Source organism: Stenotrophomonas sp. LM091 (assembly GCF_001806305.1).
In the GTDB taxonomy this organism is placed as follows: domain Bacteria; phylum Pseudomonadota; class Gammaproteobacteria; order Xanthomonadales; family Xanthomonadaceae; genus Stenotrophomonas; species Stenotrophomonas bentonitica_A.
In genome coordinates this window covers 3297446-3320310 of the sequence record NZ_CP017483.1, presented here as the reverse complement: position 1 = coordinate 3320310, position 22865 = coordinate 3297446, and the positions used below count along the sequence as shown (strand labels likewise).

Below are 22865 nucleotides of genomic sequence, written 5' to 3'. Positions count from 1 at the left end.
TGCACTCCCACAGAAGTCATGCCTGTCGGCTCGCGGGGGGAAGCCACCCATGCAATAATCGGACCGAGGGCCCCTCGATGGGCCAACCGCGTTACCCCACGGAGTCACAATGTCGATTGTCATCCGCGACGTGCGCGAGCACGAGCTCGATTCCGTCCTGGCCCTGAACAACAATGCCGGCCTGGCCATCCTGCCGTTGGATGCCGCCCGCCTGCGTCTGTTCTATGAAAGCGCTGAGTATTTCCGCGTCGCCGAGCGCGACGGCAACCTGGCCGGTTTCCTGATCGGCTTCGGCAGCGACAGCCAGCACGACAGCAGCAACTTCGCCTGGTTCAAGCAGCAGCTGGATACCAAATTCTTCTACATCGACCGCATCGTGGTCGCCAGCCGCCGTCGCGGCGGTGGTGTCGGCCGTGCGTTCTATGCCGACGCCCAGAGCTACGCCGAGCTGCGCTATCCCCAGCTCACCTGCGAAGTCTTCCTGGACCACGGCGCCGATGCCGCCCTGCTCTTCCACGGCAGCTTCGGCTTCCGCGAAGTCGGGCAGAACAACATGGCCCACGTGGATGTGCGTGCCAGCATGCTGCTCAAGGACCTGTGCAGTTACCAGTGGGTGCACGACACCTACGGCGACCAGCTGCCGGATGTGCCCTGGGTGGGCCATCGCCGCGAGCCGCTGCGCGCGCAGCAGCAGACGGGGACCTGATCGGTGGCAGCGAACATGGATTTTGAACAGGCCGGTGAACTGAAGATCGGCCAGGTCGGCATCGCCAATCTGCGCATCCGCACCCTCGATGTCGAACGCCTTACCCGGGAAATGCAGGAACGTGTCGCGCGTGCGCCGAAGCTGTTCGGGCGTGCCGCAGTGATCCTGGATTTCGGCGGACTCAGCAAAATACCGGACGTGGCCACCGCCAAGGCACTGCTGGATGGCCTGCGCAGGGCCGGCGTGCTGCCGGTCGCGCTGGCCTATGGCACCACCGAAACCGACCTGCTCTCCCAGCAGCTCGGCCTGCCGCTGCTGGCCAAGTTCCGCGCCCAGTACGAGCGTGCCGAAGCCGAGCCGGCCCCCGCGCCTGCCCGTGCGCCGGTGGCCGAGCCGCCGCGCCGTCCGCGTGCCGCTGCCGCCGTACCCGCGGCGCCTGCCCCGAATGCCGTGGCCACCGGTGGCGCACCCAAGCCGGGCCGCATGCAGACCGTCAATGTCCGCTCGGGCCAGCAGCTGTACGCGGAGAACTGCGACCTGACCGTCATGGCCACCGTCGGCGCCGGCGCCGAAGTGATCGCCGACGGCAGCATCCACATCTACGGTACGCTGCGGGGCCGTGCCCTGGCAGGTGCCCAGGGCAACACCACGGCGCGTATTTTCTGCCGTGAATTCCACGCTGAACTGGTCGCCATCGCCGGCCATTACAAGGTACTGGACGATGTTCCGGACTCCCTGCGCGGCAAGGCCGTGCAGGTGTGGCTGGAACAGGACCAGATCAAGATCGCTGCGCTGGACTGACGCAGCCCCCAAACAGAAGAATCAGGAGAAATCCTTTGGCTGAAATCATCGTAGTCACCTCCGGCAAGGGCGGCGTCGGCAAGACCACCAGCAGCGCCAGCCTGGCCTGCGGGCTGGCACGTCGTGGCAAGAAGGTGGCCGTGATCGACTTCGACGTCGGCCTGCGCAACCTCGACCTGATCATGGGCTGCGAGCGCCGCGTGGTGTACGACTTCGTCAATGTCGTGCACGGCGAAGCGACCCTCAAGCAGGCCCTGATCAAGGACAAGCGCTTCGACAACCTGTACGTGCTGGCTGCCTCGCAGACCCGCGACAAGGACGCGCTGACCCAGGAAGGCGTGCGCAAGGTGCTCGACGACCTGGTCGCCGACGGCTTCGAATACATCATCTGCGACTCCCCGGCCGGCATCGAGAAGGGCGCGTTCCTGGCGATGTACTACGCCGACCGTGCGGTCGTGGTGGTGAACCCGGAAGTGTCTTCGGTGCGCGACTCGGACCGCATCATCGGCCTGCTCGACTCGAAGACCCACAAGGCCGAATCCGGCAAGAACGTGCCGGCCTTCCTGCTGCTCACGCGCTACAGCCCGGTGCGGGTGGAAAGCGGGGAGATGCTCAGCATCACCGACGTCGAAGAAGTGCTGGGCCTGAAGGCCATTGGCGTGGTGCCCGAGTCGGGCGACGTGCTCAATGCGTCCAACAAGGGTGAACCGGTCATTCTGGACCCCGAATCGGCGGCGGGCCAGGCATACGAAGATGCGGTTGGCCGCATCCTTGGCGAAGAGCGTCCGATGCGCTTCACCACCGTGGAGAAGAAAGGCTTCTTCAGCAAGCTGTTCGGAGGGTAAGCATGGGACTGTTCGATTTCCTGAACCGAAAGAAGACCACTGCCGAAACGGCCAAGAACCGCCTGCAGATCATCATCGCGCAGGAACGCAGCCACCGCGGCGGCCCGGATTACCTGCCCCTGCTGCAGCGCGAGCTGCTGGAAGTGATCAAGAAGTACGTCAACATCGACGCTGATGCGGTCAAGGTCGACCTGGTCAAGGACGGCGAGCACGATGTGCTCGATATTTCCGTCGCCTTGCCGGAAGGCCCGCAGCAGCCCTGATCGACATCGCCCCTTCCGCCTCGGAAGGGGCGGTTGAGCGGTGACCCATGAACGACGCTGCCCCCACCGCCGAACCGCAGGTCACCCGCCTCGGCGATATCCGTTTCGACGACGCCCACGCCCTGCTCGCCGCCCACGATCTGCGCCTGCATCGTGTGGCCGATGGCGCGCCGATTCCGGGCAGCTATTGGGGCGAACCCGAAGCCGGCATCATCGGCAGCGACGTCTATGTCCGCGATGACACGCCCGTGCACTCGATGCTGCACGAAGCCTGCCACCTGATCGTGCTGCCGCCGGAGCGGCGTGCGCTGGTGCACACCGATGCCACCGATTCGGTACCCGAAGAAGACGCCACCTGCTACCTGCAGATCGTGCTGGCCGGGCAACTGCCGGGGGTAGGCAGCGCGCGCCTGATGGCCGACATGGATGCGTGGGGGTATACGTATCGGTTGGGGTCTACGAAGGCGTGGTTCGAGCAGGATGCGGAAGATGCCAGAGCGTGGTTACTCGAACGCGGCCTTCTTCCTGCGTAAATCCGCATGTGCGGTAACGCCGGGCGCGTGGCGACGCGCCAATCACATCGGCGCCTGGGGGTTCACTCGGCGCGGTGCGAACAGGACGGTGAAGATGCACTTGCCTGGTTGATTTAGCGCAGGTTGCTTCTGCCGTAGAGCCGACCGTTGGTCGGCTGTCGTGCGCTGTGACGCGACGTTACAGCAGCCGACCAACGGTCGGCTCTACCCTGCCATCGCGCGCAGGGTGATGCCCACGATATAGGCCAGGTACGTGCCCGTCGCGTAGCCCATCGTGCCCAGCAGCACGCCGACCGGTGCCAACGAGGGGTGGAACGCCGCCGCGACCACGGGCGCCGAGGCCGGCCCGCCGATGTTGGATTGCGAGCCGATCGCAAAGTAGAAGAACGGCACCTTCAGCGCGCGCGCCAGCGCCCACAGCAGCACGATGTGCACCGCGATCCAGATCAGGCCAAGCAGGAACAGCCAAGGGCGGTCCAGCAACGCCAGCAGATCCATCTGCATGCCGATGCAGGCGATCAGGAAGTAAAGCAGCAGCGAACCCAGCTTGGAGGCACCGGCGCCTTCCAGGTTGCGCGCACGGGTGAAGCTCAGCGCCAGGCCGCAGGTGGTGGAGATCACCACCACCCATACGAAGGGCGCGTCCAGGCTGAACTGCGAGGCCCAGGCGACATGGCCCTTGAACCACGCCGAGACCGGACCGGCGATCGCATGCGACAGCCCCACCACGCCGAAGGCAACGGCGACGATCAGCATCAGGTCGGTCAGGCTGGCCACGCGCTCGTGCTGCGCCTGGAAGGCCTGGATGCGCAGCTTGAGCGCATCGATGCCCGAGGTATCGGCCCCACTGCGCGCATCGATCTTCGCCGAACGCCCGGCCATGAAGATCAGCACCGCCATCCACACGTAACCGACACCCACATCGACCACCGCGAACTGCCCGAAGGTGGTCGCGTTGACATCGAACACTTCGCGCATCGCCAGCATGTTGGCACCGCCGCCGATCCAGCTGCCGGCCAGCGCGGCCATGCCGGCCCAGGTATCGCCGGCCACGGTTGCCGGGTGCAGCCACTTCATCAGCTGGAACGCGACCACCGCGCCGACCATGATGCTCAGCGAGGCGCCCAGGTACATCACGATCAGTTTCGGTCCCAGCCGCAGGATGCCCTTGATATCCACGGCCAGGGTGAGCAGTACCAGCGCGGCGGGCAGCAGGATGTCGCGGGCGACCGGGTTGTAGAGATGGGTGTTCTGGCCATCGATCAGGCCGACGGTGTTGTACACCCCGGGAATCAGGTAGCACAGCAACAGGGCTGGCACGTAGGTGTAGAAACGCTTCCACGGCCCCTGCTCGCGCGAGGCAGTCCAGAACACGGCGCCGAGGGTGGCGGCGATCAGGCCGAAGACGACGATGTCGTTCTGGATCAGGGCGGGTGCTTTCACGGGTGTGGAGTGCCTGGACGATGGGCGTGCGATTCGGCACGTTTCGGGAAACAATCACGGGTAGAGCCGACCGTTGGTCGGCTGCCGTAAAAGAGCAGCCGACCAACGGTCGGCTCTACCGGTTACGCCACCGACGATGGTCGGTTACAACGCCGGCAATAGCCGGTCACACCGCCGACAATGGTCGGTTACAACACCACCGATCGCCGGTGACACCACGGCCAACGAGACCCGGTGCCATGAACAAGCGCCGCCCCTGGGGGCGGCGCTTCGAACCGGGTTACTCGCCGATGTGCTGCTTCAGCCAGCCGTTGACGGTGTCATGCCACTGCACGCTGTTCTGCGGCTTGAGCACCCAGTGGTTCTCGTCCGGGAAATACAGGAACTTGGACTCGATGCCCTGGCGCTGCGCGGCGGTGAACGCCGCCAGGCCCTGCTCCACCGGAATGCGGTAGTCGAGCTGGCCGTGCACGATCAGGATCGGCTTCTTCCAGTCCGAGACGTGGTTGACCGGGTTGAACTTCTCGTAGTTGGCGGCCTTCTCATACGGCGTGCCGCCCTGCTCCCACTCGGTGAACCACAGTTCTTCGGTGGCGTAGCCCATCATGCGCTGATCGAACACGCCGTCATGGTTGACCAGGCACTTCCACGGCTCGTTCCAGTTGCCGGCGATCCAGTTGACCATGAAGCCGCCGTAGCTCGCGCCCAGCGCGCATGCCTTGTCGCCGTTGAGGAACGGGTACTGCTTCTGTGCCGCGGCCCAGCCCTTCTGCAGATCTTCCAGCGGGCGGTCGCCCCAGTGCTGGCTGATCGCGTCGGTGAAGGCCTGGCCGTAACCGGTGGAGCCGTGGAAGTCGATCATGACCACTGCGTAGCCCTGGCCGGCGTAGGTCTGCGGGTTCCAGCGATAGCTCCACCCATTGCCGAAGCTGCCCTGCGGGCCGCCGTGGATCAGGAACGCGACCGGGTAGCGCTTGCCTTCCTGGTAGTTGTACGGCTTGACCACGTAACCGTGCACGGTCTCGTTGTTCCAGCCCTTGAACTGGAACTGCTCGTAATCGCCGAAGGCGACATCGGGCAGCATCTCGCCGGCGCTCGGGGTGATCTCGCGCGGGTTGGCGCCGTCGAAGGCGGCCACGACGATCTGGTCGCCGCTCTTCAGGCTGTTCTTCGTATACGCCAGGGTAGTGCCGGCGATCACCGGCGAGCCGATGCTGCCGCCGTCCACCACCACTTCGGCCTTGCCGGTGGCGATGTCCACGGCGAACAGGCGGTGCTCGCCCATGTCGTCGGCGCTGGTGTAGATCAGGCTGCCGTCACCGGACAGCACGATCTCGCCGGCCGAACGATCCCACTTGGGGGCGATCTCGCGGGTCTTGCCGGTCGCCACGTCCATCGCCATCAGGCCGAAGCGGTCCGCTTCGAAGCCCGGGCGCTTCATGGCACGGTAGTACAGGGTCTTGCCGTCGGCACTGAACACCGGGCCGGCATCCCAGGCCGGGTTGGACGCGGTCAGGTTGACCGGCGCCTGCTTGCCCTCGGCATCCAGGCGGTACAGGTCGAAGTTGGTCGACCACGGCTCCTGCTTGCCGGCCACGCGGATCGCGGCGACCACGCTCTTGCCATCCGGCGACCAGGTGAAGTCGTCATTGCCACCGAACGGCTTGGACGGTGCATCGCCGGCCAGCGTTGCGCTGATCGCCGAGGCGCCCTTCACCGCCGCGGCCTTGGCGGCCGGCAGCGGCGCCACGAACAGCGTGTTGCGGCGGCCGTCGGCCCAGGTGTCCCAATGGCGCACGAACAGGTTGTCGAACACCTCGCCGGTGTTCTTGCGCGCCTTGTGCGCGTCCAGCTTCTTGCTGGTGCAGGCCAGGTCCGAACCGCAGTCCTGGAACACGCCGCTGCTGAAGGCCACGCGGTCGCCCTGCGGGGAGACGTGGAAGCTGTCCACATCGACCGGGAAATCGGTCAGCTGGCGCGGCGTGCCGCCGGTGGCCGGCTGCGCGTAGAGCTGCTGGCTGCCGTTCCTGGCGCTCAGGAAATACACGGTCTGGCCATCGGCCGACAGCGCGGCGGAATTGACGTTCCAGCCGGCCGGGGTCAGCGGCTTGGGCGGGGCCAGGTCGCGCGTGCGCAGGTTGCGGATGTACAGGCCGGTGCTGGCCTTGCTGTCGGTGCCGACCACGCGCTTGGCGAAGATGACGTTGCCGCCATCGGCGGTGAGCAGCGGGCTGGAGACCCGATCCAGCGCGATCATGTCGCGCACATCCAGGCCACGCGTGGCCGCCAGCGAGGGCATCGCGGTCAGCAGGCACAACGGCAGCAGGGCGTAACGAAGTTTCATCGGGGTCTCCGCGGAACGGCAAAACGCCGATGTTAGGGCCGCAAGGGCCGCACATGCAAAGGCCATCGGTCATGCCGGCGCATTGGCTGAACGCAGAAACGACACACCCCGCCGCAGCGGGGTGTGTCATGACCCGGATCGGAGTCGTTGTTGCTTAGACCGAACCCACCGCGCGCTTGCCGGTGCGGTAGATCAGCCAACCGACCAGGAACAGCACGGCCAGGCCGATCCACTGCGCGCCCGGCAGGTGGAACGGCAGCGCCAGCACATCGGCGCGGCTGCTGACCACGATCGGGATGGCGATGGCGATGCCCATCAGGGCTTCACCGGTGATCAGGCCGGCGGCGAACAGCACGCCCGGCTTGTGCACGCGGTCACGGCCTTCTTCATCATCGCCACGGATCTTGTGGAAGCGCTCCACCAGGTAGGCGATCAGGCCACCCAGGAAGATCGGGACCATCAGTTCCAGCGGCAGGTAGATGCCGATCGCCGCGGCCAGCACCGGCACGCGGAAGCGGGCATTGCGCGACTTCAGCCAGCTGTCGAAGGCGATGATCGCCGCACCGACCACCGCACCGATACCGATGAAGGTCCACGGCAGCTCGCCGCCAAACAGGCCCTTGGCCACCGAGGCCATGAGGTTGGCCTGCGGCGCCGCCAGCGCGTTGGGATGCAGCTCGGACTTCACGCCGATGCCGTAGGCGGTGGCCAGCAGGTTCAGCACCGGGGCCATGATCAGCGCGCACGAGAACGCGCCGATACCCAGCATCAGCTGCTGCTTCCACGGGGTGGCGCCGACGATGTAGCCGGCCTTGAGATCCTGCAGGTTGTCACCGCCGACCGCGGCCGCGCAGCACACCACCGCGCCGATCATGATCGCGGCCACCGCGCCCAGCGGCGCACCGCCAATGCCGACCGGGGTCAGGCCATCCTTGCCGAGCAGCAGCACCAGTACCGCCGAGGCGAACAGGATGGTGGAGATGGTGATGCCCGAGACCGGGTTGTTGGACGAGCCGATCAGGCCGGCCAGGTAGGCCGAGACCGAGACGAACAGGAAGCCGGCCACGATCATGATCAGGGTCATCGGGATCGACACGTGCCACTGGCCCACGATGGCCTGGTACAGCGCCAGCAGCGGCAGGGTGAACACCACCAGGGCCACCAGCATCCACTTCATCGGCAGGTCGCGTTCGGTGTGCGCCAGCGCCGGGCCACCGCTCTTGCGGGCCGCGGCAAAGCCACTCTTGACGCCGTTGAGCAGCGACTTGCGCAGCGAGATCAGGGTCCAGACGCCGCCGATCAGCATCGCGCCCACGCCCAGGTAACGCATCTTCGCGCCCCAGATGGCGAAGGCCGCTTCCGTCGAACTGGCCGTGGCGATCGAGGCCGCCAGCGCCGGATCGGTGTTCATGAAGAACGCCTGGTACAGCGGAATGGCGATATGCCAGGTCAGGATCGAGCCGGACACCACCACGATGCCGACATTCAGGCCGACGATGTAGCCCACGCCCAGCAGCGCCGGGGACAGGTTGGTGCCGATGAAGGCGGTGATCTTCGAGGTACCGACGTAGGCCGAGGTGGCCCAGGCATCCGGGATCAGGCGCAGGCCGCTTTCGGCGGCCAGCTTCACGAAGGCGCCGATCACCGCCGACACGGCCAGGATCTTCAGGCCCGGGCCCGGGTTTTCACCGGCCTTGAGCACTTCGGCGGCGGCCTTGCCTTCCGGGAACGGAAGCGGATCTTCCACGATCATCGAACGCCGCAGCGGCACCGAGAACAGCACGCCCAGCAGGCCACCCAGACCGGCGATGCCCAGCACCCACCAGTACTTGAAGTCCGGCCAGTACCCCATGATCACCAGCGCGGGGATGGTGAAGATCACACCGGCGGCGATCGACGAACCGGCCGAAGCACCGGTCTGGACGATGTTGTTTTCCAGGATCGTGCCACCGCCGAGCAGGCGCAGCACCCCCATGGAAATGACCGCGGCGGGAATGGCGGTGGCGATGGTCAGGCCTGCGAACAGACCCAGGTAGGCGTTGGCGGCCGACAGAATCACCGCCAGCACGATGGCAAGCACCACCGCACGGAAAGTGAGCTGGCGTGGCGCAGCGTCGTTGTTCATGGAAGCCCCTGCTGGCAAAAAATCCCTGCCACGCTAGCGTTCATGTACGGGCAAGTCCAGTAGTGCCGGCCGCTGGCCGGCAACGCTTCACCGCCCGATCGAGGCGCCTGTTGACCTGCGCGTGCCACCGGAGTGGCCACACCCCGGACTCGGCAACGTCCCAGGCCGGGCCCGTCCACTTTAGTTATGTTATATCCTATCGCACCGAGTAACCGGCGCCGCTGTGACGCATTCCCCCACCTCCCGCCTGACCTCCATCGACCAGCTGCGCGGCACCGTGATCGTGCTGATGCTGCTCGACCACGTGCGCGAAACCTTCTACCTGCATGCCCAGGTGGCCGACCCGATGGTGGTGGACCAGGTGGAGCCGGCCCTGTTCGTCAGCCGGCTGTTGGCGCATCTGTGTGCCCCGGTGTTCGTGCTGCTGACCGGCCTGTCGGCCTGGCTGTACGCCAGCGGCAAACCGGATGGGCGCCGGGCCGCCTCGGCCTTCCTGCTCAAGCGCGGCCTGTTCCTGGTGGTGCTGGAACTGCTGGTGGTCAATTTCGCCTGGACGCTGCAGTTCCCACCGAGCGTCGTCTACCTGCAGGTGATCTGGGCAATCGGGATCAGCATGATCGCGCTGGCCGGGCTGCTCTGGCTCCCGCGCGGCGCGCTGGCGGTGCTGGCGCTGGCCGTGATCGCCGGGCACAACCTGCTCGATGGCATCCGCGTGCAGGGTGACGGGGCGCTGGCCGTGTTGTGGAAAGTGCTGCACCAGCGCGACTGGATCACGGTGACCGACGGGCTGCGCCTGCGGACCTCGTATCCGGTGCTGCCGTGGATCGGCGTGATTGCACTGGGCTGGGTGATCGGCCCGTGGTTCGCACGCGGCGGCGATGCCCTCCTGCGCCAGCGCCGCCTGTGGATGGCCGGTGCCGGTGCGCTGCTCGCCTTCGTGCTGCTGCGGGCGATCAACGTTTACGGCGACAGCCCGTGGCAGTCCTTGGCCACGTTGGGCAATACGCTGATGAGCTTTTTCAACGTGACCAAGTACCCGCCCTCGCTGCTGTTCCTGCTGCTGACCCTGGGCATCGGCCTGCTGTTGCTGCGCCTGTACGAACAGCCGCGCGTGGCCCGGGCGCTGGCGCCATTGGCCGACATCGGCGCGGCGCCGATGTTCTTCTACCTGCTGCACCTGTATGTGCTGAAGCTGCTGTACGTGCTGGCCGAAGCCCGCTGGGGCCAGACCCATGGCGGGTACTTCGCGGTCGATCACGTGGCGAGCCTGTGGGTGATCACCGCGGTGCTGGCAGTGGCGCTGTATTGGCCGACACGGGCATTCGCGCGGTTCAAGGCGCGGCGGCGGGATCTGGCCTGGCTTCGCTATCTGTAAGCGCGCATGGCCGGCAGCACGACGGCGGAGCGGCCAGACACGGCACGGCTGACCCTTCGCCCCGGGCCTATACTCGCCCCCTTGTCCGCCCTGCCCCAGCCCTCGATGACCGCAGCCGTCCTGCCCGCCGCCTCGACCTCCACCGCGACCGACGACTTCCTTGGCCATCCCAAGGGCGTCTACATCTGCTTCTTCACCGAGATGTGGGAGCGGTTCTCGTTCTACGGGATGAAGGCGCTGCTGCTGCTCTACCTCACCAAATACCACCTGTTCGGCGACAAGGCCGGCCTGGATCTGCTCGGTGCCTATGGCGGCCTGGTCTACTGCATCCCGGTCTTCGGCGGCCTGCTCGCCGACCGCTGGCTGGGCATGCGCAAGGCGGTGGTGTTCGGCGGCGTGCTGCTGGTGCTCGGCCACCTGGGCATGGCTTTCGAAGGTCACGCAGCGGTCCGCGTCGATGGCGCGGTGGTCCGCGATGATGCCGCGCTGGGCATCACCTACCTCTCGCTGGCCCTGATCATCATGGGCGTGGGCTTCCTCAAGCCGAACATCTCCACCATCGTCGGCAAGCTGTACCCGGAAAACGATCCGCGCCGCGACTCGGGCTTTTCGTTGTTCTACGCCGGCATCAACCTCGGCGCGCTGTTCGCCTCGCTGGTGTGCGGCTTCCTCGGCGAAGCCTATGGCTGGAAGTACGGCTTCGGTGCGGCCGGCATCGGCATGGTGATCGGACTGGCCATGTTCCTGTGGGGCCAGAAGTATCTGCAGGGCCACGCCGAACCGTCCGATCTGCCCGCGCTGCGCCAACGCGTGCTCGGCATCCGCCGCGAATGGCTGATCTATGCCGTGGCCGTGCTGGGCGTGATTCCGGTCGCGGCGCTGATGTGGGCCGCCGCCAATGGTGCGTTCGCGCTCGGTGGTGAACTCAGCCTGGCGCTGATGCTGATGATCGTGGTGCTCGCTGGCGTGCTGGTCTGGTTCGCCTGGTTCACCGGCACCCGCTGCACGCCGGTGCAGCGCCAGCAGATGATCGCGCTGATGGCGCTGATCTTCATGGCGCTGGTGTTCTTCACCCTGTACGAGCAGACCTATGGCTCCTGGGTGACCTTCACCGACCGCCTGCTCACCAAGGACCTGGTGCCGTCGCTGGTGATCCAGGGTGGCACCCCGCTGCCGTGGTCGATCGCCTCGCTGCTGCTGGCGCCGCTGGGCTTCGTGGTGGCCGCGCGTCTGTCCGAGCGCCGCCCGGGCTCGTCCGCGCCACGCACATTGTTCATCGTGATCGTCGCGGCGATGCTGGTCATGCTGATCCGCGACTGCCTGGTGATTCCGCAGACCGCCGGCTCGCTGACTTACCTGGGCGGCCTGTTCCTGGTGGTGCTCGCGCCGCTGTTCGCCATGCTGTGGGCGTGGCTGGACCGTCGCCGCATGGACCCGTCCAAGCCGGTCAAATCCTCGATCGGGCTGATCTTCGCCGCACTGTCGTTCGTGCCGCTGGCACTGGCGGCGCAGCAAGTGGGCGCGACCGGGCAGATGGCCAGCGTGTGGTGGCTGGTACTGGCCTACCTGATCCTGGAGATCGGCGAAATGTGCCTGTCACCGGTCGGTCTGTCCGCCGTTACTCAGCTGGCCGCGCCGCGGGTGGTCAGCCTGATGATGGGCACCTGGTTCCTGGCCACCGCGTTTTCGGAAACGCTGGCCGCGCTGTTCGGCAAGCTCGCCGCGATCGAGGTGCCGGAAGGCGAAACCATGAACATCGCCAGCGCCGCCGCCAGCTACGAACACCTGTTCTGGCTGCTGATGTGGATCGGCCTGGGGTGCGCGGCACTCGCACTGATCTGTTCGCCGCTGCTGAAGCGAATGATGCACGGGGTGAAGTAGGGAAACCCCGGGCAATCAGCGCCCCGCCAGTGTCACGTCATTCCACCTGTCTGGCCGCGCGCAGTTCCTGCAGGAAGCGGCGCACAAGCACGCGTCGAGACTCGTCCAGATTGCGCCCGTCAAGATGCTCGAAACGCATATCCGGATGGAGCGCATCTGCGTTCAGGGCCAGGCCGCCGAGTTCTTTCACCAACGGTGCGGGCAGGATGCCCTCCAGCAGCAGCTTGGGCACAGCACCTGACTCGGCGTGCCATGCGTCGCCATTCGGTCCGGACACCTCCTGAAAATCCACTGCGGTTGCGGCCGCATGTGCAGGTGACGTGGCGATCGTTTCCGTCGCGCGCTGAAGGAACTGGCGATAGCGTGCCGCCAAGGCGGTCGCATCACGATCATGGCCGTCCAGAGGTGCAAGGGTCCACTCCAGCGCGGGCAACGTGCATGTCAAGGCTGCCTGCGCCAGGCGAACGGTGCGTGCTTCATACCTGTCCTCCCCCTGCTGCACCTCCTGCACCCGGCATTCCGCCGTCGCTGCGCGGCGGACAGCTGCGCGCGCGAACCCGGTGACGTCCTCGCGCACGGCATCCCACAACACTTCCGGAAAGCGCAGCAGGAGGTGCGCGGCGATCGCATCCTGCAGGTCCGCCGACACTTCCCCCGCAACCTGCATGCGCTGCATCAGTTCCTGCACCGCCATGTGCACCGATTCAGCCTGCGACACCGGCGCCGGCACCCACACAGTGGGCGGCACCTTTGTTTCCGCCAGCAGTTGTTCGCTCACAATGGCACCGCTGCTCGTCCAGTTACGGCCGTGTGCATCGCTGGACAAATGGAGGCTGCCGTTCATCGACCGGGGCCGGGCCTCGTCGCGGCGCTCGCCGGCCAACATCGACTGCTCCAGTGCATCTACCGACGGTGCGGCCTGTCCCTGCACGACAGCCGTCATCAGCTGTGTCAGCGCACGGCTTTTGTGCATATGTGGTGCGATGCAAACGTACTGGACGCGATAGCCCACCCTATCGGTGGGTGCGGCGGCGGGAGGTGCGCCATCAACCGGCTCGCGCCGGACGTCCTGTGCCAGGCAACGAGCGCCGTCGCCGGCAAATCCCCATGCTTGCGATGCCGCCAGTAGACGACCTGCCCCTGTGCCCTCAAGCCGGTTGCCGTACGCCACTGCGACAACATTTTCGGTCACCAGCTTGCCCATTGTCAGCAACTGGACGGTGTCATGAAGTACCGCGGTGTCGGGCTCGCTCAATGGCGCCGTAGGCTCTCCTCCCCGCATCAATTTGTGCAACCGGATCGACCACTCGTCCACCTCGCCGCTGAGCGCTGCGATCTTGAGCGCCTGCTCCACCGTCAATTGCAGACCGTCATCGATGTCTGCCGCACGGGAGGGACTGGAGAACAGCACAAGCAGCAAAGGCGCTGAAAGGCACAGGAAAGACCGCAGGCGGGACGGCGAGGAGAGGTTGCGCCACATGCTGGGAAACACAGAAGGGGAGAGCTCGCCAGCATCCCCCGGGGTCGCGCCGGGGACCATGCAACAACTTGCATTCTGTCGCGCCCAGCAATCCCTTCACAAACAACGACGGCACCTCAAGGTGCCGTCGTTGTTCTTTCGCCGAATGAAGCGATCAAGGCTGCGCGGACGCCGAGGCCGTCTCTCCGCCCAGGCTGTTGGACAGGAACGCCAGCAGCTTGGTGTAGTACTCGCGGCGGTGCGGATCGGTGTAGAAACCGTGGCCTTCGGTCGGGTAGTACAACGCCTCCACGGGCACGCCGGCCTTTCTCAGCGCCGCCTCCATCCGCCTGGTGTGCTGGATCGGGGCGCGCTCGTCTTCGCCACCGGCGGCAAGGAACACCGGCACCTTGATGCGGTCGGCCAGGTTGACCGGCGATACCGCCGCCAACTGGGCGCGCTCGCCAATCCATTCCTTGAGGTAGGTCTCGCCCGAGCCGCGGCGCTGGATATCGCCACTGGTGAACATGATCGGCAGGTCGTAGACACCTACATAGCCGGCGGCGCACCGGTACAGCCCTGGCTCCTTCGCCGCCCCCATCATCGCCGCATAACCGCCATAGCTGGCGCCATAGATGCAGATCCGCGAGGCGTCGGCAATGCCCTCCCGGATCGCCCAGCGGGTTGCATCGGTCAGATCGTCCTGCATGGTGCCGCCCCACTGGCGGGCACCCGCGGACCGATGGGCGCGCCCGTAATTGCCCGAGCCGCGGAAGTTGACCTGCAGGACAGCGTACCCGGCATCGGCAAGCATCTGGCTTTCCGCGTCGTACCCGCCGGTATCGAACGGACCGTAAGGCCCGCCGTGCGGTATCACCACCATCGGAAGCGACTTGGCAGCGGCCTTGGCGGGCACGGTCAGGTAGCCGTGCAGCGGCAGCCCGTCACGTGCCTTCAGGGCCACCGGGCGTACCTCTGCGGTGGCGGCCGGGTCGATCCAGTTGCTGCGGCTGATGACGTGGTCCGCTTTCTTGGCCACGTTGTCGAAGATGTAGAAATCGCCCGGGTTGCGCCCGGACCACGCCTCCACCATCAGCTGCCGGCCGTCGCGGGTACTGGACGTGACGAAGACCGCATCGCCCCCGAACGCCGCTTCCAGGCTGCGATACAACCGCGCATCGGGGCCCTGTTCGTCGAAGAAGCGGGTGCGTGGCGTGTCACCCAGGTACAGCGCGCCCACCGGGATCGAGGTGCCGGGCCGGTAGATGTATTTGTGCACGTCCACCACGGGATCACGCAGCACGAGCCTGCGCTCTTCGGTCACCGGATCCCAGGACACGATGGCGTCGGGGCCCTGCGGCATCTCGGTGTTGAAATACGCCAGCCGACCGTCTTCGGAGAACCCGATCGCCGTTTCGATCCGCCCGTTCAGGGCTTCATCGTTGACGAGCTTCCAGGTCGTGCCCGACCCTTCCCGGTAGTACAGCTTGTTGACGTTGTCGGTTCCCGCGCCATGGGCGAAACGCACCTGGCCCTGGTTGTCGGTGACGAAATCGGCGCGGCGTACGGGCGAGCGCGCCACGGTCTGGCGACGGCCGGTGGTGACATCCATCCGGTCGGCACGGGTGAACGGGTCATCGTTGAATGGCCAGATCGTGACCAGCACGTTGCGCTCGTCCGCGGGCAGGTCATCGGCGAGGAACGCGGCCACGGCCTCCACTTTTTTCTGCTGGATGCGGGTACCCGGGCCGTTGTCCTGCGCGCGGTAGCCGACCAGCAGCTCGCCGCGCCCGCCGTTGGCGTTCATGGCATACAGCTCGCCAGTCATGCGCGGCTGGTCCAGCGAGCCCTGCTTCTCGGCCAGGCCGATCAGCACACGTTCTGCGCTGACCCAGTCGAAATGATTGGCGTGATTGTTCCTGGGCGGCACGAACGAGCCCACCACCTCGCCCCCGTTCCTGCGCAGAATCGCCAGGGCGGTGCGATCTTCCATCGGCACGGTGGCCGCGTAATAGTCGCCGTTCGGCGAAATCTTGATATCGGTGAAGGCATCCCGGCGCAGGTAGCGCTCCAGATCCACCGCGCCGGCCTGGCCCGTAATGGCCAGCAATACCAGCAATCCCAACCTTTGTACGTGCTTCATCCTTTCCCCCTGCTGCATCGGACCTCATGTCCGGGATCGCGATTCTAGGCGGAAGATCGAGCCGCCAACCAGAGGGATGTTCCTGTTGGTGCAAAAAAAAAATGGCACCGCGAACGGTGCCATTTCCAGGACCTGCATCGAGGAGAGAGTTCAATGCATGCCGCGGAACGCGAGGCTGAGCGCCAGGATCGACAGGATCACCGCGATGGTGCCGTCGAGGATGCGCCAGGTCTTGGGCTTGGTGAACAGTGGCGCCAGCAGGCGTGCCCCCAGGCCCTGGGCGGTCAGCCACAGGCAGCTGGCGGTGAACACGCCGGCGGCGAAGGCCATGCGCGCATTGCCGAAGTTCTCGGCGATACCGCCGATCACCATCATGTCCAGCCAGAAATGCGGATTGATCAGCGAGAAACCGACCGCCGAGATCAGCACCGCGCGGCGCGAGGTGCTGTCGCCCTCGTCCACGTGCATGCCGCCACCGCCGGCCAGCGCGCGCCGCGCCGACTGCCAGGCGTACCAGGCCAGGAAGGCGACGCCGCCCCACAGCACCACGGTGGTGAGCCACGGCAGCGCCTGGGTCAGCGTGCGCAGGCCGGCCACGCTGGCGAAGATGAAGATGCCATCGATGGCGGCACACGTCGCCACCACCGGAATGATGTGCTTGCGCAGGATGCCCTGGCGCAGGATGAACGCGCTCTGCGCGCCGACCACCGCAAACAGGCCGATGCCGGTTGCGGCACCACTGAGCCACGCGCTCAGCCCGGCGCCGCCGGAAATGATCGAAAACATGGGATACCACCTGTGTCGTGCTGGGGGGCGGTGCCTCGCCAAGGCGTACAGCACCGGATGGCGCATATTGTCGCGCCGCAACATGAAAAAGTAGAGCTAAACTTACTTAACCATCTTTAGCGGAACTTAAGATCATGCGCATCGACCATGCCCAGCTCCGTGCCCTGGCGGCGGTGATCCGCGAAGGCAGCTTCGAACGGGCCGCGCAGTCGCTCAATGTCACCGCCTCGGCCGTCTCCCAGCGGGTCAAGGCGCTGGAGGACCGGGTCGGCCGCCTGCTGGTCAAACGCTCCTCCCCGGCGGTCGCCACCACCGAGGGCCAGGTGCTGGTGCAGCTGGCCGAACAGACCGCCTTGCTCGAGCACGATGCGCTGCACCGCATGGGCATCGCCGATGAGGACCTGCCGCACGCCAGCATCCCCGTGGCGGTGAACCATGACAGCCTGGAGACCTGGTTCCCCGAGGCCGCCCTGCAGTTCGCGCGGCAGACCGGCACCACCCTGGACCTGCGCTCGGAAGACCAGGACCACACCGTGGCCCTGCTGCGCCAGGGGGCCGTGCTGGGCGCGGTGACCACCCTGGACGAGCCGGTGCAGGGCTGCCAGATCCACGCGCTGGGCAGCATCCGCTACGCTGCCACCTGCACCCCGGCCTTCCATGAGCAGTACTTCGCCAAGGGGGTCAATGCGCAGTCGCTGGCCCAGGCGCCGGTGCTGGTGTTCAACCGCAAGGACGACATGCAGGCCCGCTTCGCCCGGCGCCTGGCGGGCAACGACCTGCCGCTGACCGCACCGACCTGGTGGATTCCCTCCACCCGCGCGTTCGTGCAGGCGAACCTGGGCGGGCTGGGCTGGACCATGAACCCGCTGCCGCTGGTCAAACGCCACCTGGATGCCGGGCGCCTGGTGCACATGAAGCAGCGCGCGTGGGAAGACGTGCCGCTGTACTGGCAGCACTGGAAGGGCGATGTACAGACGATGGCGCTGCTGACCCGGGCGGTGCTGGCGGCCTCGGCGACGCTGGTGCGCAAGAAGCGATAACCCCGGACCGGTAGCGCCGACCGCTGGTCGGCTGTCGTACCGGGGCCGCACGCCGTCCTACACGATCCGATGACCCGCCCCGATGCAGCATCGCCGCATCCCAGCCGCGGGCACGTCGATGGACACCGATCCGGTCTACCTGCACATCCGCGTGGTGCTCAGCATCATCCTCGGCCTGAGCATCACCACCCTGCTGCGCGGGCTGGCGGGCATCATCGAGCACCCCAGACGACGCGGCTGCTCGCTGATCCACCTGTGCTGGGTGGTCTGGGCGCTGATTTCGGTGGTGACCTTCTGGTGGTGGGAGTTCCGGCTGGGCGAGGTCCGCCAGTGGACCTTCGAGCTGTATCTGTTCGTGATCGCCTACTGCGCGTCGTGGTACCTGCTCTGCGTGCTGCTGTTTCCGGACGACGTGCGCGAGTTCGGCAGCTATGAGAACTACCTGCTGCAGCGGCGCGGCGGCTTCTTCGGGATGTTGGCGCTGGTCACGCTGCTGGATCTGGTGGATACCGCCATCAAGGGCCACAGCCGCTGGCAGATGCTGGGAGACGCTTACTGGGTGCATACCGTGGTGATGCTGGGGATCGCCGGGCTGGGCTTCGCCCTGCGCCAGCGGCGTGCGCATCTGGTATTGGCTCTGATAGCACTAGCCTATCAAGCCAGCTATTTCCTCCTGGAGTACTTCACTCTCGCCAGTGACTGAGCCGGTCCGGCACAGCCACCGGATGCTGCGTTGCACCAAATCCGTACCAGAACGGGCTAAAATTGCGATCAAGGTACCGCTGTGACGCCCGTCTTCACGGGCGTTCCCGGCAGCGGCGGCATCCTTCCCATGTCTCCCTACCTGAGATCCCCATGAAAAAACTAGCGAAGGTCGTCCTCGGCCTGCTCGTGCTGTTGCTGTTGGCAGCGGCCCTGTTCCTGTACTGGCCGCTGCATCAGCGCTCGGTCCCGGCCGCCGGCAACGACAAGCCGGTCGACGTCGTCCTGGTCGGCGGCGGCATCATGAGCATCACGCTCGCCACGTTCCTGCAGGAGCTGCAACCGGACTGGAACATCCAGGTCTATGAGCGCCTGGACGGGGTTGCCCTGGAAAGTTCGGACGGCTGGAACAACGCCGGCACCGGCCACTCCGCGTTCGCCGAACTGAACTACACCCCGGAACTGCCCGACGGCAGCATCGAGACCAAGCGCGCGGTCGGCATCGCCGAGCAGTTCGAGATCTCACGCCAGTTCTGGTCCCACCAGGTGCGCGAAGGGCGCCTGAGCCAGCCCAGCGATTTCATCAACCCGACCCCGCACATGAGCTTCGTCTGGGGCGATGAGAACATCGCCTACCTGCACAAGCGCCAGCAGGCACTGGTCAAGAACCCGCTGTTCTATGGCATGCAGTATTCCGAGGACGCCGCGCAGATCAAGCAGTGGGCCCCGCTGCTGATGGAAGGCCGCGACCCGAAGCAGAAGGTCGCCGCGACCTGGATGCCGCTGGGTACCGACGTCAACTTCGGCGTGATCACCCGCCAGCTGACCGCTGGCCTGCAGCGCAGCCCGAACTTCAGCCTGCACCTCAACCATGAAGTGCGTGCCCTGCGCCAGAACGACGACAAGAGCTGGAACGTGACCGTCAAGGACCTGAAGTCCGACAACGAATCCACCGTCAAGTCGCGCTTCGTGTTCATCGGTGCCGGCGGCGCGGCGCTCAAGCTGCTGCAGCTGTCGGGCATCCCGGAATCGAAGAACTACGCCGGCTTCCCGGTCGGTGGCCAGTTCCTGGCCTTCCAGTCGCCGCAGGTGGCCGGCCGCCATTCGGTCAAGGCCTACGGCATGGCCGAAACCGGTTCGCCGCCGATGTCGGTCCCGCATCTGGACGCACGCAAGCTGGATGGCAAGCCGGTCGTGCTGTTCGGGCCGTTCGCGCTGTACAGCACCAAGTTCCTCAAGCACGGCTCGTGGTTCGACCTGTATTCCTCGGTGAACCACAACAACGTGGCCGGGATGATGGGCGTGGGCCTGGAGAACCTGGACCTGGTGAAGTACCTGATGGGTCAGGCACGCCTGAACGATGACGACCGCCAGGCCGAGCTGGTCAAGTACTACCCCAACGCCAAGCGCGAGGACTGGACGCTGGTCACCGCCGGCCAGCGCGTGCAGATCATCAAGAAGGACCCGGAAAAGGGCTCGATCCTGCAGTTCGGCACCGAGATCGTGACCGACCAGGACCACACCCTGGCCGCCCTGCTCGGCGCTTCGCCGGGTGCATCAACGTCGCCGCCGATCATGCTGGACCTGCTCAAGAAGGCCTTCCCCGAGCAGATGGCCGCCGGCTGGGAAGCGCGCCTGAAGGAGATCGTGCCCTCGTATGGGCGCAAGCTCAACGACAGCCCGGCGTTGACCAACGAGATCCGCCGCCTGACCAGCGATACGCTGAAGCTGCCGTATCTGGACGTGCCGGGCGAGACCAGCCCGGCCGTGATGCTGACCCCGCCGCCGGGCACCCAGCCGGCCGAGGCCAAGCGCAACGCCAACGAAGAACTGCAGGCGCTGTAAGCCTGCCCCGGCGGGCCTGCGGGCCTGGCCACGGTTTTCCCTCCGGCCACCCTTGCGGTGGCCGGTTGCGTTTCAGGTCCGGTGACGTTGCGGCCCGGACGTTTACGCGGACGCGCCCGATTGTTCAAGAATTGTAAAGCGACTGAGAACGATTTACATTTGCGCATCGCAGGGTTGTCGCTACGGGTACTGGACGGTCTCAACGGACTGCCGTCTCCCCGCAGCTGCCCGGCAACCTGCTTTCCCAGGATGGACCTACCGTGCCTGGCGCCTGCGCGCCGGCGTTGCCTGCCTGTTGCCTTTCTTCCCTACTTCCCGTCCAGAGACCCCCATGTCGCTCCGCGCCCACCCGTTCCGCTCCCGCCGTGCCCCGCTGGCCCTGGCTCTGCTTTCCGCCCTTTCGCTGACCGCCCCGCAGGCCTTCGCCGATGCGCTGGCGGACGCCAGCAGCACTGCCGATGCGAAGACCCTGGACAAGGTCAGCGTGGTCGGTGCGCGCGCGATGCCATCCAGCACCACCCGCCTGCCGATCAGCCTGCAGGAAACCCCGCAGTCGGCGACCTCGATCGGGCTCCAGCGCCTGCAGGACGAATCGCTGTTCAGCATCAACGACGTGATGCGCAACGTCACCGGCGTGAGCGTCTCCTTCTACGACACCCAGCGTCCGCTCTATTACGCCCGCGGCTTTCCCATCACTGATTTCCAGGTCGATGGCATCCCCACCTACAGCGGCTCGACCAACCAGGAGTACGACACCGCCTTCTACGATCGCGTCGAAGTGATCCGCGGTGCCAACGGCCTGCTGAGCGGCGCCGGCGTGCCATCGGCGACGGTCAACCTGCTGCGCAAGCGCCCGGGCAAGGAATTCGATGCCTCCTTCGCAGTGAGCGCCGGCAGCTGGGACTACCAGCGCATGGAGGCCGACGTGACCGCGCCGCTGACCGCCGATGGCCGTTTCCGCAGCCGAGTGGTCGCCGCCTACACCGACCGCGATCTGTATTACGACCGCTACCACGAGAACAAGATGGCCGGCATGGCCGTGCTGGAAGGTGACCTGACCGACAGCACCACCGTGACCGTCGGCTACCAGACCCAGGACAACAACCCGGTCGGCTCGACCTGGGGCACCGTGCCGTTCTTCAACAGCCAGGGCGACTTCGCGCACCTGCCGCGCTCGACCAACGTCGCCCCGAAGTGGAGCTACTGGCAGCGCGAGACGAGCACGGCGTTCGCCAACCTGGAGCAGCGTTTCGGCGAGAACTGGCTGCTGAAGATCAACACCGCCTACACCCGGGGCAACGTGCAGAACGTGCGCGTCTACGGCAGCGGCTACCCCGATCCGGCCACCGGCGCGGGCATCTTCCTGCGCACTGCCGCCGGTGATTCGGAAGACACCCGGCGCAACGTCGATGCCTACCTGAGCGGCACGTTCTCGCTGTTCGGCCGCGAACACGACCTGACCGTGGGCGGCCAGTGGGCGGACCTGGAAGGCACCACCAACACCATCGCCCTGCGCTACCCGACCGACTGGGCGCGGTGCGGCACCGAGCGCTGCTACTACATCCCGGACATCCGCACCTGGGATGGCGACATCTCCGAAGTGACCTATTCGCGTACCGGTGCACGCCGGGTCGCCAAGACCACGCAGAGCGGTTTCTACGTGGCCACCCGCCTGCGCCTGGCCGACCCGCTGGCACTGATCGCCGGCGCGCGGCTGAGCCGCTGGGAGACGCTGACCCGCGCCTACGGCACGACCGGGGCCTACACCGGCACCAGCGGCGCCTACAAGGTGACGGATGAAGTAACGCCCTATGTGGGCCTGGTCTACGACATCACCCCGCAGGTCGCGGCGTATGCCAGCTACACCGAGATCTTCAACCCGCAGAACTTCAAGGACCGCAACGAAAACCTGCTGGCGCCGGTGGAGGGCTCGAACCTGGAAGCGGGCATCAAGTCGCAGTGGTTCGACGGTCGCCTGACCGCCAATGCGGCTGTGTTCGAGGCCAAGCAGGACAACTACGCGGTGCTGGACACGAGCGTGCCGGAGCGCTCGCTCAGCGATGGCAGCTCGGCCTACATCGGCATCAACGGGACCAAGGCACGCGGCTGGGAACTGGACGTGAACGGCGAAATCCTGCCGGGCTGGACGGTCAATGCCGGCTTCACCCACGTCAAGGTGACCCGAGCCGCCACTGATCTGCTGTACGCCAACCCGGCCGAGGACCTGCTGCAGCTCAACACCCAGGTGCGGCTGCGCGGCGCGCTCGAACGCCTGAGCGTGGGTGCGGGCGTGCAGTGGCAGAGCAAGGTGCAGGGCTACAACGTGCCTTATCCGCTCGGCGGCACGGTGACGGTGAACCAGCCGGCGTACGCACTGGTGCAGTTCAACGCCAACTACCGCCTCAGCGACAGCTGGACGGCGACCCTGAGCGTGCGCAACGCGCTGGACAAGACCTACTGGGCCAACCTGGATTACAACAACTATGGCGAGCCGCGTTTCGTCGCGTTGAGCCTGCGCTGGAAATACTGAGGCCTGACGACATCGCTGTGTTGAACGAACGGGTCGCCTTCGGG

Annotated in this window: 17 protein-coding genes; 11 read left to right on the top strand and 6 right to left on the bottom strand. The window is 66.2% G+C overall.

Translation table 11 applies throughout. From position 1 onward, the window contains the following. Positions 1 to 109: 109 nt before the first annotated feature. Genes BIZ42_RS14660 through BIZ42_RS14640 form a run of 5 tightly spaced genes read left to right on the top strand, consistent with a single transcriptional unit; the run spans position 110 to position 3148 of the window. The gene (locus BIZ42_RS14660; protein WP_019184541.1) at positions 110 to 706 is read left to right on the top strand and encodes a GNAT family N-acetyltransferase; all 597 of its coding nucleotides are present in this window, start codon (positions 110 to 112) and stop codon (positions 704 to 706) included. Positions 707 to 721: 15 nt separating this feature from the next. Beyond that, positions 722 to 1507, top strand: coding sequence for a septum site-determining protein MinC (minC, locus tag BIZ42_RS14655; RefSeq protein ID WP_070426847.1), 786 nt, complete (start codon positions 722 to 724; stop codon positions 1505 to 1507). Between the two features lie 35 nt (positions 1508 to 1542). Further along, the gene (gene minD / locus BIZ42_RS14650) at positions 1543 to 2352 is read left to right on the top strand and encodes a septum site-determining protein MinD (protein WP_019184543.1); all 810 of its coding nucleotides are present in this window, start codon (positions 1543 to 1545) and stop codon (positions 2350 to 2352) included. A gap of 2 nt (positions 2353 to 2354) precedes the next feature. Then, positions 2355 to 2615 (top strand): cell division topological specificity factor MinE, encoded by a 261-nt coding sequence (gene minE / locus BIZ42_RS14645; RefSeq protein WP_017355894.1) that lies wholly within the window; start codon positions 2355 to 2357, stop codon positions 2613 to 2615. A gap of 47 nt (positions 2616 to 2662) precedes the next feature. Then, positions 2663 to 3148 (top strand): hypothetical protein, encoded by a 486-nt coding sequence (locus tag BIZ42_RS14640; RefSeq protein ID WP_070426846.1) that lies wholly within the window; start codon positions 2663 to 2665, stop codon positions 3146 to 3148. 204 nt (positions 3149 to 3352) lie between these two features. Here the strand turns inward: BIZ42_RS14640 and BIZ42_RS14635 are convergent, their stop codons facing one another. The 3 genes from BIZ42_RS14635 to BIZ42_RS14625 form a co-directional block, all read right to left on the bottom strand. Continuing rightward, on the bottom strand, positions 3353 to 4591 hold the full coding sequence (locus BIZ42_RS14635; RefSeq protein WP_172838052.1) for a DUF819 family protein: 1239 nt from the start codon (positions 4589 to 4591) through the stop codon (positions 3353 to 3355). A gap of 280 nt (positions 4592 to 4871) precedes the next feature. Then, on the bottom strand, positions 4872 to 6935 hold the full coding sequence (locus BIZ42_RS14630) for a S9 family peptidase (protein ID WP_019184546.1): 2064 nt from the start codon (positions 6933 to 6935) through the stop codon (positions 4872 to 4874). A 154-nt stretch (positions 6936 to 7089) separates the two neighbouring features. Then, a complete protein-coding gene (locus tag BIZ42_RS14625) occupies positions 7090 to 9060 on the bottom strand; it encodes an oligopeptide transporter, OPT family (RefSeq protein ID WP_019184547.1) in 1971 nt (656 codons plus the stop codon). A 223-nt stretch (positions 9061 to 9283) separates the two neighbouring features. Here BIZ42_RS14625 and BIZ42_RS14620 point away from each other — a divergent pair, with 223 nt between their 5' ends. After that, complete coding sequence (locus BIZ42_RS14620; RefSeq protein WP_070426845.1) at positions 9284 to 10435, top strand: heparan-alpha-glucosaminide N-acetyltransferase domain-containing protein; 1152 nt, start codon at positions 9284 to 9286, stop codon at positions 10433 to 10435. A 105-nt stretch (positions 10436 to 10540) separates the two neighbouring features. Further along, positions 10541 to 12316, top strand: a complete 1776-nt coding sequence (locus tag BIZ42_RS14615; RefSeq protein WP_070426844.1) for an oligopeptide:H+ symporter — start codon at positions 10541 to 10543, stop codon at positions 12314 to 12316. Between the two features lie 37 nt (positions 12317 to 12353). Here the strand turns inward: BIZ42_RS14615 and BIZ42_RS14610 are convergent, their stop codons facing one another. The 3 genes from BIZ42_RS14610 to BIZ42_RS14600 all read right to left on the bottom strand — a co-directional run bounded on the left by BIZ42_RS14610 (position 12354) and on the right by BIZ42_RS14600 (position 16704). Beyond that, positions 12354 to 13796 carry a hypothetical protein gene (locus tag BIZ42_RS14610; RefSeq protein ID WP_156785751.1) on the bottom strand — a complete coding sequence of 481 codons (1443 nt, stop codon included), beginning with the start codon at positions 13794 to 13796 and terminating at the stop codon, positions 12354 to 12356. A gap of 154 nt (positions 13797 to 13950) precedes the next feature. Next, entirely contained in the window at positions 13951 to 15918 is a 1968-nt protein-coding gene (locus BIZ42_RS14605; protein ID WP_070426842.1) for a S9 family peptidase, read from the bottom strand. 150 nt (positions 15919 to 16068) lie between these two features. Continuing rightward, entirely contained in the window at positions 16069 to 16704 is a 636-nt protein-coding gene (locus BIZ42_RS14600) for a LysE family transporter (protein ID WP_019184554.1), read from the bottom strand. A 134-nt stretch (positions 16705 to 16838) separates the two neighbouring features. On the opposite strand from BIZ42_RS14600, the gene BIZ42_RS14595 reads away from it, so the two are divergent. From BIZ42_RS14595 to BIZ42_RS14580, 4 genes are all read left to right on the top strand, one after another. Further along, positions 16839 to 17744 (top strand): LysR family transcriptional regulator ArgP, encoded by a 906-nt coding sequence (locus BIZ42_RS14595; RefSeq protein ID WP_046272993.1) that lies wholly within the window; start codon positions 16839 to 16841, stop codon positions 17742 to 17744. A 118-nt stretch (positions 17745 to 17862) separates the two neighbouring features. Further along, positions 17863 to 18447 carry a hypothetical protein gene (locus BIZ42_RS14590; RefSeq protein WP_070427553.1) on the top strand — a complete coding sequence of 195 codons (585 nt, stop codon included), beginning with the start codon at positions 17863 to 17865 and terminating at the stop codon, positions 18445 to 18447. Between the two features lie 152 nt (positions 18448 to 18599). Beyond that, positions 18600 to 20291, top strand: coding sequence for a malate dehydrogenase (quinone) (mqo, locus tag BIZ42_RS14585; protein WP_070426841.1), 1692 nt, complete (start codon positions 18600 to 18602; stop codon positions 20289 to 20291). 331 nt (positions 20292 to 20622) lie between these two features. Then, positions 20623 to 22821: a TonB-dependent siderophore receptor gene (locus BIZ42_RS14580; protein WP_070426840.1), complete on the top strand. Its 2199-nt coding sequence runs from the start codon at positions 20623 to 20625 to the stop codon at positions 22819 to 22821. Positions 22822 to 22865: the final 44 nt, after the last annotated feature.

Excerpts from the sequence above, each read along its gene's own strand:
- BIZ42_RS14590 (WP_070427553.1), top strand. The coding sequence starts at position 17,863 with ATGGACACCGATCCGGTCTACCTGCACATCCGCGTGGTGCTCAGCATC.
- BIZ42_RS14640 (WP_070426846.1), top strand. The coding sequence starts at position 2,663 with ATGAACGACGCTGCCCCCACCGCCGAACCGCAGGTCACCCGCCTCGGC.
- minE (WP_017355894.1), top strand. The coding sequence starts at position 2,355 with ATGGGACTGTTCGATTTCCTGAACCGAAAGAAGACCACTGCCGAAACG.
- minC (WP_070426847.1), top strand. The coding sequence starts at position 722 with ATGGATTTTGAACAGGCCGGTGAACTGAAGATCGGCCAGGTCGGCATC.
- BIZ42_RS14660 (WP_019184541.1), top strand. The coding sequence starts at position 110 with ATGTCGATTGTCATCCGCGACGTGCGCGAGCACGAGCTCGATTCCGTC.
- BIZ42_RS14605 (WP_070426842.1), bottom strand. The coding sequence starts at position 15,918 with ATGAAGCACGTACAAAGGTTGGGATTGCTGGTATTGCTGGCCATTACG.
- BIZ42_RS14625 (WP_019184547.1), bottom strand. The coding sequence starts at position 9,060 with ATGAACAACGACGCTGCGCCACGCCAGCTCACTTTCCGTGCGGTGGTG.
- BIZ42_RS14580 (WP_070426840.1), top strand. The coding sequence starts at position 20,623 with ATGTCGCTCCGCGCCCACCCGTTCCGCTCCCGCCGTGCCCCGCTGGCC.
- mqo (WP_070426841.1), top strand. The coding sequence starts at position 18,600 with ATGAAAAAACTAGCGAAGGTCGTCCTCGGCCTGCTCGTGCTGTTGCTG.
- BIZ42_RS14610 (WP_156785751.1), bottom strand. The coding sequence starts at position 13,796 with ATGTGGCGCAACCTCTCCTCGCCGTCCCGCCTGCGGTCTTTCCTGTGC.
- BIZ42_RS14595 (WP_046272993.1), top strand. The coding sequence starts at position 16,839 with ATGCGCATCGACCATGCCCAGCTCCGTGCCCTGGCGGCGGTGATCCGC.
- BIZ42_RS14600 (WP_019184554.1), bottom strand. The coding sequence starts at position 16,704 with ATGTTTTCGATCATTTCCGGCGGCGCCGGGCTGAGCGCGTGGCTCAGT.
- BIZ42_RS14615 (WP_070426844.1), top strand. The coding sequence starts at position 10,541 with ATGACCGCAGCCGTCCTGCCCGCCGCCTCGACCTCCACCGCGACCGAC.
- BIZ42_RS14630 (WP_019184546.1), bottom strand. The coding sequence starts at position 6,935 with ATGAAACTTCGTTACGCCCTGCTGCCGTTGTGCCTGCTGACCGCGATG.